This window comes from Alcaligenes parafaecalis, from assembly GCF_026344135.1.
GTDB lineage: Bacteria > Pseudomonadota > Gammaproteobacteria > Burkholderiales > Burkholderiaceae_B > Alcaligenes > Alcaligenes parafaecalis.
Map to the genome: position 1 here is coordinate 1,249,662 of NZ_JAPKNA010000001.1, position 12,363 is coordinate 1,262,024.

15 protein-coding genes are annotated in these 12,363 nt (G+C 55.9%); 4 read left to right on the plus strand and 11 right to left on the minus strand.

Features of this window, described 5'->3' with window-relative positions; genetic code table 11:
- Window positions 1-11: 11 nt before the first annotated feature.
- The 7 genes from paaN to orn all read right to left on the minus strand — a co-directional run bounded on the left by paaN (window position 12) and on the right by orn (window position 6,329).
- Complete coding sequence (paaN, locus tag OSH09_RS05795; protein WP_266120424.1) at window positions 12-1,676, minus strand: phenylacetic acid degradation protein PaaN; 1,665 nt, start codon at window positions 1,674-1,676, stop codon at window positions 12-14.
- Between the two features lie 83 nt (window positions 1,677-1,759).
- Window positions 1,760-2,842 (minus strand): 1,2-phenylacetyl-CoA epoxidase subunit PaaE, encoded by a 1,083-nt coding sequence (gene paaE, locus OSH09_RS05800; protein WP_207875188.1) that lies wholly within the window; start codon window positions 2,840-2,842, stop codon window positions 1,760-1,762.
- A 4-nt stretch (window positions 2,843-2,846) separates the two neighbouring features.
- Window positions 2,847-3,347: a 1,2-phenylacetyl-CoA epoxidase subunit PaaD gene (gene paaD / locus OSH09_RS05805; protein ID WP_121740148.1), complete on the minus strand. Its 501-nt coding sequence runs from the start codon at window positions 3,345-3,347 to the stop codon at window positions 2,847-2,849.
- A 5-nt stretch (window positions 3,348-3,352) separates the two neighbouring features.
- Window positions 3,353-4,117, minus strand: coding sequence for a 1,2-phenylacetyl-CoA epoxidase subunit PaaC (paaC, locus tag OSH09_RS05810; RefSeq protein ID WP_207875189.1), 765 nt, complete (start codon window positions 4,115-4,117; stop codon window positions 3,353-3,355).
- A gap of 8 nt (window positions 4,118-4,125) precedes the next feature.
- Window positions 4,126-4,410, minus strand: coding sequence for a 1,2-phenylacetyl-CoA epoxidase subunit PaaB (paaB, locus tag OSH09_RS05815; RefSeq protein ID WP_153230488.1), 285 nt, complete (start codon window positions 4,408-4,410; stop codon window positions 4,126-4,128).
- A gap of 94 nt (window positions 4,411-4,504) precedes the next feature.
- Window positions 4,505-5,497 (minus strand): 1,2-phenylacetyl-CoA epoxidase subunit PaaA, encoded by a 993-nt coding sequence (paaA, locus tag OSH09_RS05820; RefSeq protein ID WP_207875190.1) that lies wholly within the window; start codon window positions 5,495-5,497, stop codon window positions 4,505-4,507.
- A 286-nt stretch (window positions 5,498-5,783) separates the two neighbouring features.
- Window positions 5,784-6,329 (minus strand): oligoribonuclease, encoded by a 546-nt coding sequence (gene orn / locus OSH09_RS05825; RefSeq protein WP_207875191.1) that lies wholly within the window; start codon window positions 6,327-6,329, stop codon window positions 5,784-5,786.
- Between the two features lie 43 nt (window positions 6,330-6,372).
- Here orn and OSH09_RS05830 point away from each other — a divergent pair, with 43 nt between their 5' ends.
- Both OSH09_RS05830 and rsgA read left to right on the plus strand, forming a co-directional pair.
- Window positions 6,373-7,620 carry a M48 family metallopeptidase gene (locus OSH09_RS05830; RefSeq protein WP_207875192.1) on the plus strand — a complete coding sequence of 416 codons (1,248 nt, stop codon included), beginning with the start codon at window positions 6,373-6,375 and terminating at the stop codon, window positions 7,618-7,620.
- On the plus strand, window positions 7,617-8,516 hold the full coding sequence (gene rsgA, locus OSH09_RS05835) for a ribosome small subunit-dependent GTPase A (RefSeq protein ID WP_207875193.1): 900 nt from the start codon (window positions 7,617-7,619) through the stop codon (window positions 8,514-8,516). Before OSH09_RS05830 ends, rsgA begins: the two co-directional genes overlap by 4 nt.
- Before the next feature lie 79 nt (window positions 8,517-8,595).
- Here rsgA and OSH09_RS05840 read toward each other — a convergent pair whose 3' ends face one another.
- Window positions 8,596-9,267, minus strand: coding sequence for an NUDIX hydrolase (locus tag OSH09_RS05840; protein WP_266120552.1), 672 nt, complete (start codon window positions 9,265-9,267; stop codon window positions 8,596-8,598).
- A gap of 153 nt (window positions 9,268-9,420) precedes the next feature.
- A complete protein-coding gene (rplS, locus tag OSH09_RS05845; protein ID WP_207875194.1) occupies window positions 9,421-9,795 on the minus strand; it encodes a 50S ribosomal protein L19 in 375 nt (124 codons plus the stop codon).
- 276 nt (window positions 9,796-10,071) lie between these two features.
- Between rplS and OSH09_RS05850 the strand changes: the two genes are divergently transcribed.
- Both OSH09_RS05850 and OSH09_RS05855 read left to right on the plus strand, forming a co-directional pair.
- Entirely contained in the window at window positions 10,072-10,347 is a 276-nt protein-coding gene (locus OSH09_RS05850) for a biotin--protein ligase (protein ID WP_207875195.1), read from the plus strand.
- Window positions 10,338-11,114 (plus strand): lipoate--protein ligase family protein, encoded by a 777-nt coding sequence (locus OSH09_RS05855; RefSeq protein ID WP_376912139.1) that lies wholly within the window; start codon window positions 10,338-10,340, stop codon window positions 11,112-11,114. The genes OSH09_RS05850 and OSH09_RS05855 overlap by 10 nt, the downstream gene beginning before the upstream one ends.
- A gap of 33 nt (window positions 11,115-11,147) precedes the next feature.
- On the opposite strand, the gene OSH09_RS05860 is transcribed toward OSH09_RS05855, so the two are convergent.
- Entirely contained in the window at window positions 11,148-11,342 is a 195-nt protein-coding gene (locus OSH09_RS05860; protein WP_207875197.1) for a hypothetical protein, read from the minus strand.
- Window positions 11,343-11,653: 311 nt separating this feature from the next.
- A complete protein-coding gene (locus OSH09_RS05865; protein WP_207875198.1) occupies window positions 11,654-12,295 on the minus strand; it encodes a peroxiredoxin in 642 nt (213 codons plus the stop codon).
- Between the last annotated feature and the right edge of the window lie 68 nt (window positions 12,296-12,363).

Genomic DNA, 12,363 nt, shown 5'->3' on the forward strand with positions numbered 1-12,363 from the left:
GCCACCCTCCTTTAGAAATGCCAGCGAGTCTGAACGACACGGAAACGGTTAGCGACATAGGCCGAATCCGACAAGGATGCGTTGGCAGCCGGGTTGGCGCCCGTGCCGTGGAAGTCGCTGTAGGCTGCAGTCTGGTTAATGAACACAGCGCCGGTCAGGTTCAGGGACAGGGACACGCCGGAACGCTCGGCCATACGCTGAATCTTGGCAGTCACAGCATCATCGGTGCTGTAAGCCGACAAGGTCAGTGCGCCGTGCTCGATCACGTTGCGACCTGCCACTTCAATGCTTTGCTCGGTCGACTCGGTTTGCACCACAAACACGATGGGGCCAAACCATTCTTGCTGGATTTCAGGCTGGTCCACACGGGCCTGCAAAACCAGCGGTGTGCGTACGCGGGCACCGGGGAATGCGGGGTGTTCCAGCGTCTGGCTGTCAGCCAGGATAGGCATGCCCAGTTGGCGAGCCTGATCAATACGCTGTGCGCAAGCGTCGTTTTGCACGGCGCCGGTAATTTCAACGGCACGGGCCGGGTCAGACACCAGTTTTTGTACAGCCAGAGCCAGGCCTTGAGCCACTTCATCAAAGCTCATCACGCCGTCGGCCGTACGGATACCGTCACGAGGCACGTAGATGTTCTGAGGAGCGGTACACATCTGGCCGGAGTACAGCGCAAAGGAGAAAGCCAGGTTGCGGGCAACGGCCTTGAAATCTTCAACCGAATCAATAATGACCTGGTTCACACCGGCTTTTTCGGTGTAGACCAACGCGTGGCGGGCATTTTCTTCCAGCCAGTTACCGTTTTGGCTGCTGCCGGTAAAGTCGATCAGCTTGACGGCCTTGTTCATCGCCAGTTGCTGTGCGGTATCTTCCGAAGGGTCGTGAGCGGCCAGCAAGACCACATTCGGATTGAAACCGGCTTCAGCCAGCACTTCGCGAGCGATAGCAACGGTAATAGCCAAAGGCAGGATTGCACCAGGGTGCGGCTTCACAATTACCGTGTTACCGGTTGCCAGGGAAGCAAACAGGCCTGGGTAACCGTTCCAGGTCGGGAAGGTGGAGCAACCAATCACCAGACCAATGCCACGGGGCACCACTTTGAACTGCTTCTTCATCTGGATGGGATCGTGCTTGCCCTGAGGCTTGATCCAGTCAACCAGACCGGGAATGCGAGACATTTCCTGCCAGGCGTAGGCCACGGCTTCCAGTGCGCGTTCCTGAGCGTGAGGACCACCAGCCTGGAAAGCCATCATGAAGCCCTGACCCGTGGTGTGCTGCACAGCGTGCGCAATCTCGAAGCTGCGCTGATTCAGACGATGCAGAATTTCCAGGCAGATACCGACCCAGGCTTGTGGGCCCGCGTCACGCCAGCTATCCAGCGCCAGTTGCGACTGGGCCAGCAATTGGTCCACTGGCACTTTGGGGTAGCGGATGCCCAGATCAAAACCAAAAGGCGATTGCTCATTGCCCACTTCACCTTGTGCGCCTTCCAGCGTCAAAGGAAAGGCCTTGCCACGGTAGGCTTCAAAAGCAGCCTGACCATCCTGAGCCGCGGTTTCACCATAGGCGCGCGGGCTGGGATTTTCAGGGTAAGCGCTCCAGAAGTTGCGCTCCAGAATACTGCTCAAAGCTTGATCCAGCGTCGCCCGATGCGTCTTGAAAAAATCTGCTGCCATACAATGTGCTCCTGAAACTAGTAGGACGCCAAGCTGGGAAGCTGGCGTCCAGATTCTTGAAAAACCGCTTGTTTGCTGCGGTCTTAGGTTTCCTGATCGAAGTCAATGACCACCCGGTCGGTGACCGGGAAGCTTTGACAACTGAGCACGAAACCGCGGGCTACTTCGTAATCTTCCAGTGCAAAGTTGGCGTCCATGTCCACTTCGCCCTCTACCACTTTGCAACGGCAGGTGGAACAAACCCCACCTTTACAGGAGTAAGGCAATTCCAGCCCTTGCTCCAGCGCCGCGTCCAAAATACTGCTGTTGCTCTTGCTGATGGTCAGGTTGCGGGTGATACCGTCCTGAATCACGGTCAGCTCGCACTCTTCCTTGCCCGGAGCCTTGCGCGACTCCTCGCCCGTACGCAGGGCACGGGGGCCTTTAGGCGCACCAAACAGCTCGAACTTGATCTGGGATTTTTCCAGGCCATTTTCCTGCAAGGCAGCGACTACCTGCTCGCTCATGTCCTGGGGACCGCAGACAAAGGCCACATCCACACTGCTGGGATCAAACCATTGCTGCATCAACTGGCGTACTTTTTCGCCATCCAGACGACCATTGAAGAGGTCAATATCCTGCGTTTCCCGGCTCATGATATACACGATGGAGAAACGTTCCATATAGGTGTTTTTCAGGTCCTCGATCTCTTCGCGGAACATGATGGCCGAGGAAGCACGGTTACCGAAAAACAGCGTGAAAGTGGAATTAGCCTCGGTATCCAGCGCGGTTTTCACCAGCGACAGAATCGGCGTGATTCCGCTACCCACCGCAAAGGCAGCGTAACGGTGAGCCTGGCTGGGATCAAAGTCCACAGTGAAATTGCCATCCGGTGGCATCACTTCCAGGGAAGCTCCCGCCTCCAGATTGCTATTCGCCCAGGTGGAGAACGCACCATCATTCACACGCTTGATCGCCACACGCAGCAAACGGTCGTGCGGCGCCGCACAGATCGAATAGGAGCGACGCAGTTCCTGGCCGTCCAGATGGGTACGCAAGGTCAGGTACTGACCGGGGCGGAACTGAAACACATCCTGCAAATCGTCGGGCACGGTAAAGGCCACCACCACGGCGTCGCGGGTGCTGCGGGAGACCGAGGCCACAGGAAGAGAATAAAACTGACTCATAGGACTAATGCGCCTTAAAGTAATCGAATGGTTCACCGCAGCTAATGCAGCGATACAGCGCCTTACAGGGTGTGGAGCCAAACTGGCTGATCACCCGTGTATGCGTGGACCCGCATTGAGGACAGGCCACCACGGGCGCCTCGGGCTGACGGAGCAAACCAGAAATATCAACCGCATTTTGGGCTGGAGGAGCGATGCCGTAATCGCGCAAGGCCAGCTTGCCCTGCTCGCTCATCCAATCGGTCGTCCAGGCCGGAGACAACTTGGTATCCACCCGAACCTGCTCGATACCGGCCTGCTGCAAAGCCTGCTCAATGGAGTGGCTCATCTCGTACATCGCCGGACAACCGGAGTAGGTCGGTGTGATGGTGACCACACACACGCCCTCCTCCCAGTTCACATCACGCACAATGCCCAGGTCCAGCAAGGAGATCACGGGGATCTCCGGATCGGGAACCGTAGCCAATACGTGCATGACCTGCTCGGTGCTCCAGGTCTGTGTCATGACGATCACCAGCGAGCGTCGGGGTACATACGTGGCAGATGCTGCATTTCTGCCAGCAGAAACCCTAACGCTTCCGTGTGACGGCCTTGCGGGCCACCGCGATACGCTTTGTGCTGAGCATCCTGCTCGGCCGGGCAACGCAAGGTGGCGCGTTCCAGCACAGACTGAATGTAAGCCAGGCAAGGCTCCCACAGGCTGGCCATCAAGGGCACGGCCTGACGCTGGGCCAGTTCCTCGGTGACTTCGTCATCCAGGAACAATTCGCCGGTGTAGTACCAGGCCTCATCAATCGCTTGTTGCATGCGCTGATGGCTTTCTGGCGTACCGTCGCCCAGACGCACGATCAGATCGGTCGAGCGGCGCAGGTGATACAGCACTTCTTTATGCCCTTTCTGAGCAATGGCACGAATCTGCTCGTCGCTGGATTCGACCAACTGCTCCAGCAAGAAGCAATGCCAGGCATCAAACAGGAATTGACGTGCCAGGGTTTCGCCGTAATGACCGTTTTCACGCTCGACCAACAGGTAGTTGGTGTACTCGTGCACATCACGGTGATAAGCCAGACGATCTTCGTCACGGCCCTGACCTTCGGTCTCGCCAGCCAGTGTCAGCCACATGCGGGCCTGACCCAGCAAGTCCAGTGCGGTATTGGCACAGGCCAGCTCTTCTTCCAGTGCCGGACCGTGGCCCGTCCACTCACCCAGACGCTGAGCCAGCACCAAGTTGGAATCGCCCATGCGCAGGGCGTAGGAAAATAAGGCTTTATCCATACCGATTCCTACATATTGATGCCGTCAGGCATGGGGAAAAACGTAGGGTGACGATAGACCTTGGTGTTGGAAGGCTCGAACAGCGGGCCTTTGTCGCCAGGGCTGGACGCCGCGATATCTGCCGCACGCACAACCCAGATGCTCACGCCTTCGTTACGACGGGTGTAGACATCACGGGCATTGTTGATCGCCATTTCGGCGTCCGGAGCGTGCAGGCTGCCTACGTGTTTGTGGGCCAGGCCGTGCTGGCTGCGAATAAAGATTTCCCACAGGGGCCAATCGTTCTTGCTCATAACTGAAAATTCCTTGCTGTGCAGCGGCGCGGTCAAAGCGCCTGCTGCGAATCGGATCGAATCAGAAACCGTGCCGGTTTCTTAGCCTTATTGATCAGGCCACCTTGCGGACGGCTTCCTGCTTTTGGGCATGTGCCTCCAGGGCATCACGGAACCAGGCGCCGTTCTCGTGGGCCTGGACTCGAGCCTGGAGTCGCTCACGATTACAGGGACCGTTGCCCTTGATCACTGCCCAGAATTCTTCCCAGTCAATCTCGCCAAAGTCGTAGTGACCGCGCTCTTCGTTCCAGCGCAGATCAGGATCAGGAATGGTCAGGCCCAGGTATTCGGCCTGAGGCACGGTCTGGTCCACCATCTTCTGGCGCAGCTCGTCGTTGGAGAACAGCTTGATCTTCCACTGCATGGACTGGGCGCTATTGGTGGAGTCTGCGTCCGAAGGACCGAACATCATCAAGGCAGGCCACCACCAGCGGTTAATGGAATCCTGAACCATGGCCTTTTGCTCTGGTGTGCCGTGCAGGCACATCTGGATCAACAGGTCGTAACCCTGGCGCTGGTGGAAGGACTCTTCTTTACACACGCGCACCATGGCACGGGCGTAAGGGCCGTAAGAACAACGGCACAGCGGAATCTGGTTGATGATGGCTGAACCGTCGACCAGCCAGCCAACCATGCCAATATCGGCCCAGTTCAGCGTAGGGTAATTAAAAATGCTGGAGTACTTGGCTTTGCCCGACAGCAGGTCGTCGACCAGCTTGTCACGGCCTACGCCCAGTGTTTCAGCAGCGCTGTACAGATACAGACCGTGACCGGCCTCGTCCTGCACCTTGGCCATCAAAATGGCTTTGCGCTTGAGCGAGGGTGCGCGGGTAATCCAGTTGCCTTCAGGCAGCATCCCGACGATCTCGGAGTGCGCGTGCTGAGAGATCTGGCGCACCAAGGTTTTGCGATAGGCTTCGGGCATCCAGTCCCTGGCTTCGATGCGGACACCCTCATCGATGCGCTCTTGGAACCGACGTTCTTCGTCGGACATCTGCTCGATATCCTGGACCTGCTTGACGCCTGTCTCTACAAGTTGTGCATACATGACCATCCCCGGTAAGAGTGCAGAAAGCGCCAAACAAACTTTGTTTCGACGCAAACCATATACACTTCATTATTTAATACGAAAAATGTGATGTCAATCGCAAAACCGTATCATATGGCCTCAGAACAGATGCTTTAAGGGTAAATACTTAGACATAAAAAAACCGAGGAGCGACAAATCGCTATCCTCGGTTTTGATCCTGCCAATGCGTCTTTGCTCAAGGGCTGCAGACAGGTCGCAGACCATGCCTGGGCCAACGCAACATCCGCCTTGCCCCCCTCTCCGTTTACAGGCGGATAAAGTGCTCGCGGTAGTGCTTCAGCTCGTCAATGGACTCGTAAATATCAGCCAAAGCCTCGTGGCGGCTTTGTTTGACGAAACTTTTAACCACTTCAGGCTTCCAACGCAAAGCCAGCTCTTTCAAGGTGCTGACATCCAGATTGCGATAGTGGAAGAAGGCCTCCAGACGAGGCATGTAGCGGTACATGAAACGACGATCCTGGCTGATGGTGTTGCCACACAAAGGGGACTTGCCAGCCGGAACGTGTTCTTTCAGGAACTCCAGCAACTGGTCCTCGGCCTGCGCTTCGGTCAGGGTGGACGCTTTGACCTTGTCGATCAGGCCACTGCGGCCATGCGTCCCTTTATTCCAGGCATCCATGCCGTCGAGCAATTGATTGCTTTGATGAACCACCAGAACCGGACCTTCGGCCACCAGGGTCAAGTCTGCCTCTGTGACTACAACCGCAACTTCGATGATGCGCTCTTTGTCCGGATCCAGTCCCGTCATCTCCATATCGAGCCAGACCAGACGCTGTGTATGAACCGCCATATAATCATTCCTCAAAACGCCCATTTTACATATAGCTGCCTACATGCTGACCTTGTTGTTCATTATCTTTCTGCTTGCGGATGTTTTGCTGCGCTTTTATTTAGGCCTGCGGCAGATCCGGCACGTGTACCGTCATCAGAACGAAGTACCTGCCGAGTTTTCCGAACGCATTGGCCTGCATAGCCACCAGCGTGCAGCGCGCTACACCATTGCACGCACCCGATTGGGCTTAAGCGAACGCCTGGTCGAAGCCATTGTCTTGCTGGGCTTTACGCTGTTGGGCGGCCTGGAATGGCTGGATATCGTCCTGAGCAACTGGATCAGCCACGAGTTACTGCGTCAACTGAGCCTGATTGGTGCCGTGCTGGCGATTATGGGGGTGGTTGGCCTGCCCTTTGCCTGGTATCGCAAGTTTGTGCTGGAAGCCCGTTTTGGCTTTAACCGCATGAAACCCGCCCTGTTTTTTGCAGACACCGCCAAAACCTTGATCATCGTGCTGATTCTGGGCACGCCCTTGTGCGCTGCCCTGCTTAGCCTGATGGCCTGGGCAGGTCCTGCCTGGCCCTGGTATGGCTGGGGCTTGTGGCTGGTGTTCAATTTGCTGGTGCTGTGGCTGTACCCACGCGTCATCGCCCCCCTCTTCAACACGTTCAAGCCGCTGGACGACGCCAGCTTGCGTGACCGCATTAATGCTCTGGCCCAACGCTGCGGTTTTCAGACCAATGGCTTGTACGTGATGGACGGCTCGCGCCGCTCGGCTCACGGCAACGCCTACTTCACCGGCCTGGGCCGCCAAAAACGGATCGTTTTTTTTGATACCTTGCTGAACAAGCTGCAGCCTGAGGAAGTGGAAGCCGTATTGGCCCATGAACTGGGCCACTTCAAGCATCGCCATATTCAACGTCGACTGCTGATCAGCGTTGTCACCTCGCTGATCTTTTTCCTGCTGGCAGGCTGGGCCTGGGGGCACGTCGACTTTTATACGGGCCTGGGTGTGATTCCTCAACTGGATCACGCCAATGATGCCCTGGCCCTGATTCTGTTCTTCATGGTGGTGCCCACCTTCACTTTCTGGATGGGCCCCTTGAGCGCCCTGCTGTCACGCCGTGACGAATATCAGGCGGACAGCTTTGCGGCCGAGCACAGCCAAGCCCAGGACTTGATCAGCGCCCTACTGAAACTCTATAACGACAACGCAGCTACCTTGACGCCCGACCCCATGCATTCTGCCTTTTACGACAGCCACCCCAACGCGATTGATCGCATCCGACACCTGAAAAGCCTGGCATGACATCAAAATACATTAGCGGTCTTGTGACTGCCGCCCACGGTCGCCACTACTTTGTCGAGCTGCCTGACGGAGAAACGATCAAGTGCTTTCCACGCGGCAAAAAAGCAGGCATCGCCGTTGGCGATCAGGTCGATGTGCTGATGCAGGCCAAGGGGGAAGGCTCTATTGAATCGGTACAGGAACGGCGCAATCTGCTGTATCGCTCTGACGATTTCCGCACCAAACAGTTTGCTGCCAATATCGACCAGCTTCTGATTGTGGTCGCGCCGGAACCAGCCTACTCCGAAGACTTGCTGGGGCGTGCCCTGGTAGCAGCCTGGAGCGTGGATATTGAACCGGTCATTATCTTGAACAAGGCCGATCTGGGCACCCATCTGGAACGAGCACGCAAGAAGCTGGCCCCTATTGCCGCTCTGGGTGTACCTATTCTGGAAATGGTCGCACTGGAGCCCGAACAGACCCGTCAAACCCTGGCACCTTGGCTGGCCAACAAACGCACCTTGTTGCTAGGGCAAAGTGGCATGGGTAAATCTACGCTGCTCAATGCCCTAGTCCCGGATGCAGGTGCACTGACCCAGGAATACTCCATTGCACTCGGAGCCGGTCGGCACACCACCACCAGCACCCGCCTGTACCACTTGCCCAATAGCGGCGACCTGATCGACAGCCCCGGCTTTCAAGCCTTTGGCCTGTCGCATATGACACAGGAAGATATTGCCCACGGCTTCCCCGATTTTCGAAAGGCGGTGGAATCCTGCCGCTTTTATAACTGCACCCACAGGCATGAGCCGGGCTGCGGTGTACTGGCAGCTATCGAAGCAGGCAGCATTCACCCCGAGCGACACGCGCTATACCAGCGCCTGCTGGCCGAGCACGAAAACAAGCCACGCTATTAAGAGAATAAGGGGCGAAGCAGAACGCCCCTTTTTTGTGAAGGCTAGGTCCGCTGCCAGAGCGCTCGCCTGACAGGCCTGTTTACAGGCCCTTGGCGCGTGTATCTCCACCCGCAGACAACTGCACCCAGGCAGCCGACAGGTGGTGGTAGAGATTGCGAATCAAGACCGCTGTGGCACCCCAGATAAAGTAGGGGCCCCAGGGGATAGAAAAGTAGTAGCGGCCTGCCCCATCGGGCAAATCCGCGTGGTGCAATTGATGGCGCTGCGGGTCCAGCAAGACAGACAGTGGTACCTCGAAAACCTCGGCCACTTCAGAGCTATCGGGCAGCACCTGAAAACCTTCTTGCAGTTCGCCAATAATGGGGCGCATCGCAAACTGAGTGCTGGTCACAAAAATAGGATGCTGGCCCAGATAACGCACAAAGCGCGGCTCGATGCCGATTTCTTCCTGCGTTTCGCGCAAGGCAGCCTCTACCGGCCCCAGGTCTGAGGCTTCAATACGACCACCCGGAAAACTGATCTGCCCGGCATGATTATGCAGGTGCATGGCCCGGCGCGTGAAAATAACAGTTGGCCCTTCCGGGCGCTGCATCACGCCAATACAGACGGCGGAGCGCACATTCATGGAACCAGGCAAAAACTCTGGATAAAAGGAGCTGCGAAACAAAGGCTCTACCTGCCACTGTATGGGCTGAGCAAAAGCACTACGCAGAAAATCCAGTTGCTGGGCCTGAGCAGGCAAATCAGGCAAGGGGTCTAGAGCAACCAAGGGCTGGCTGCGAGGGTCGAATCCAGGAACGATAACGGGCCTGATACGAGGCTTATCCATATGAACTGGTATGTGATCCCACATAAAAACAAAGGCACCCGCCTGGGTGCCTTTGCATCGCTGTTCGCTTGGGAATTAGTTACCCGAACGACGAACGAGTTTTTCTTTGATGCGAGCGGCTTTACCCGAGCGTTCGCGCAGATAGTACAGTTTAGCACGACGCACAGCGCCACGACGCTTGACTTCGATGCTGGAGATCTGCGGGGAATAAAGCTGGAATGTACGCTCAACAGCTTCGCCAGAAGAAATCTTGCGAACGATGAAAGAAGAGTTCAGACCACGATTGCGACGGCCGATAACCACGCCTTCGTAAGCCTGGACACGCTTACGCGTACCTTCAACCACGTTTACGTTCACAACAACGGTGTCACCAGGACCGAACTCGGGAGGCAGTTTGCCACCGGTCAGGCGCTGGATTTCTTCTTGCTCAAGAATAGCGATCAAATCCACGATTAACTCCAAAACCATCGTATCAGCCGCACACACAATTAAAACAGCGCTGACAGAGGATGAAAAAATGATTAGCCCATGATTCTATCAGCAAAAAGCAGGAATTACCAAGCTTTTTGACAGATCAAGGCGTCGTTCAAGGGCGTTTAACTACGCTAAAATACGACACTTTGGGCATGGTGCCCCAGCATTAAACGCAGTGCGAGTGACATTTTACTCGTGCCGCCCGCCCCCGTTCCTCCCATGGGGGCCGACCTTAGCAAAAGGACATAGTCTATGCATGCTGAATACAAAGTTCCTGGCGGCAAGCTGGTCGTGGTCGATCTGGACGTCAAAGACAATCTGATCGAACAAGCACGATTAAGCGGCGACTTTTTTCTGGAACCCCCCGAAGCGCTAGGCCTGATCAATCAGGCCTTGTTAGGCCTGTCCGTCAATAGCAGTGCTGAAGAAATTGCTGCTCACGTAAGCCGTGCCCTGCCTGCCGATACCGAAATGTTTGGCCTGGACCCGCAAGCCATTGGCGTGGTCGTGCGGAGGGCATTGGCATGATGAGCTGGAACGAGTTGCCCTGGGAACTGGTCCATATGGAGCCACAACCGGCTGCCCTGCATATGGCACTGGATGAAATTATCACCCAAGAAGTCAGCGAAGGCACCCGCGCCCCCACCCTGCGTATCTGGGAATGGCAGGAAGCCGCGGTAGTGATTGGACGTTTCCAGTCCTTGCGTAACGAGATTGAAGCCGATGCGGCTGCCCATCATGGTATTCGAGTCGTACGCCGCATCAGTGGCGGTGGCGCCATGTTTATTGAGCCAGGCAACACCATTACCTATTCGCTCAGCGTGCCCAAGCAGTTTGTAGCAGGCATGACGTTTCAGGAGTCCTATGAGTTTCTGGATTCCTGGGTGATTGAAGCCCTGCGTGAAATCGGTATTGATGCGTGGTATCAGCCCTTGAACGACATTACCAGTGCCGGAGGCAAAATTGGTGGTGCTGCACAAGCACGTCGCGGCAATGCCGTTTTGCACCATGTGACCATGGCCTACGACATTGATGCCGACAAAATGCTGGAAGTCCTGCGCATCGGCAAGGAAAAGCTGTCGGACAAAGGCACAACCAGTGCCAAGAAACGTGTGGACCCTATCCGTAGCCAAACCGGCATGAGCCGCGAAGCAGTCATTGACGCCATGCTGGACGTATTCCGCAAGAAAACGGCACTGAAACCCAGCACACTGGATGCCCCTACATTGGAACGGGCCGAGAAACTGGCACGGGACCGCTTCCTATCGAACGAATGGACACAACTGGTGCCCTGATCGCCCTCTGAAGGGCAGCGTTGCAGTGCCGGTTCAGAACCCGCCCATGCTGCCCAGCCACAACAAGCCAGGAATGCTGGCACCCCACACAGCAACCAAACACACATCCATGACTTTGGCCTTCAAGGTCAGGGGTTTGGTGAACGGACCCGATGTCGCAGCAGAACGTACTGGCCCACGAAAACGTGGTGTGGCTTGAGGACGGTAATGGCGGCTTGGACTGGTCATGGTTAACTCCGTTTACTGTTTTCTTATACAGTACTGTACTTAAAACCAGCATCTAGTGCAATCAGTACCTGCAGTGATGTTGCGCCCACCCCACTGACAGGCTGAAACCCAGTCCTGACGCCATTCACAGCCAACTCCCCACCCAACCGGCCATGCCTTCCCGAATCATTGTCGGGGCTAAACAGTCATATTCACCCAGTACTTTATACAGTAGTTCTGTACAGCCACGCTCCCCATAACACCCACAAAAAAGCCCTCGTGCCACTATGGCAGGAGGGCTTTTTATCTGAACCCGAAGGCCCAGCTAATGCTTACTTGTTAGGCTGAGGCGTCACACGCAGGTAAGGACGGATCTCGGTAAAGCCTTTGGGGAATTTCTGCTTCAGAACTTCAGGATCTTTCAGGCTAGGAACGATGATCACGTCGTCGCCGTCTTCCCAGTTCACTGGCGTAGCCACGCTGTGGCTGTCAGTCAGTTGCAGGGAATCGATCACGCGCAGAATTTCGTTGAAGTTACGGCCCGTGCTGGCTGGGTACGTAATGATCAGACGCACTTTCTTGGCAGGGTCGATGATGAACACCGAACGCACAGTCACGGTGGTGCTGGCGTTGGGGTGGATCATATCGTACAGATCCGACACCTTGCGGTCAGCGTCAGCCAGGATAGGGAAGTTAACAGTGGTCTTTTGGGTTTCGTTGATGTCATCAATCCACTTGCCGTGGGAATCAACATCGTCAACCGAAACGGCAATGACTTTTACGCCGCGCTTGGCGAACTCGTCCGCCAGTTTGGCGGTGTAGCCCAGTTCGGTGGTGCACACAGGCGTGAAATCGGCTGGGTGGGAGAACAAGACGCCCCAGCTATTACCCAAGAACTCGTGAAACTTGATGGTGCCAGCGGAGGATTTTTGTTCAAAATCAGGGGCCAGGTCACCCAGACGAAGTGTAGCCATTACGTTCCTCTTTTCTAAATGCAGCAGCGATTAGGAGATCACTGACTTAAATAATCAGGACTAGTCAG

Coding starts and splice junctions, on each gene's coding strand:
- paaN (WP_266120424.1), bottom strand. CDS start 1,676: ATGGCAGCAGATTTTTTCAAGACGCATCGGGCGACGCTGGATCAAGCT.
- paaE (WP_207875188.1), bottom strand. CDS start 2,842: ATGAGTCAGTTTTATTCTCTTCCTGTGGCCTCGGTCTCCCGCAGCACC.
- paaD (WP_121740148.1), bottom strand. CDS start 3,347: ATGACACAGACCTGGAGCACCGAGCAGGTCATGCACGTATTGGCTACG.
- paaC (WP_207875189.1), bottom strand. CDS start 4,117: ATGGATAAAGCCTTATTTTCCTACGCCCTGCGCATGGGCGATTCCAAC.
- paaB (WP_153230488.1), bottom strand. CDS start 4,410: ATGAGCAAGAACGATTGGCCCCTGTGGGAAATCTTTATTCGCAGCCAG.
- paaA (WP_207875190.1), bottom strand. CDS start 5,497: ATGTATGCACAACTTGTAGAGACAGGCGTCAAGCAGGTCCAGGATATC.
- orn (WP_207875191.1), bottom strand. CDS start 6,329: ATGGCGGTTCATACACAGCGTCTGGTCTGGCTCGATATGGAGATGACG.
- OSH09_RS05830 (WP_207875192.1), top strand. CDS start 6,373: ATGCTGACCTTGTTGTTCATTATCTTTCTGCTTGCGGATGTTTTGCTG.
- rsgA (WP_207875193.1), top strand. CDS start 7,617: ATGACATCAAAATACATTAGCGGTCTTGTGACTGCCGCCCACGGTCGC.
- OSH09_RS05850 (WP_207875195.1), top strand. CDS start 10,072: ATGCATGCTGAATACAAAGTTCCTGGCGGCAAGCTGGTCGTGGTCGAT.
- OSH09_RS05860 (WP_207875197.1), bottom strand. CDS start 11,342: ATGACCAGTCCAAGCCGCCATTACCGTCCTCAAGCCACACCACGTTTT.
- OSH09_RS05865 (WP_207875198.1), bottom strand. CDS start 12,295: ATGGCTACACTTCGTCTGGGTGACCTGGCCCCTGATTTTGAACAAAAA.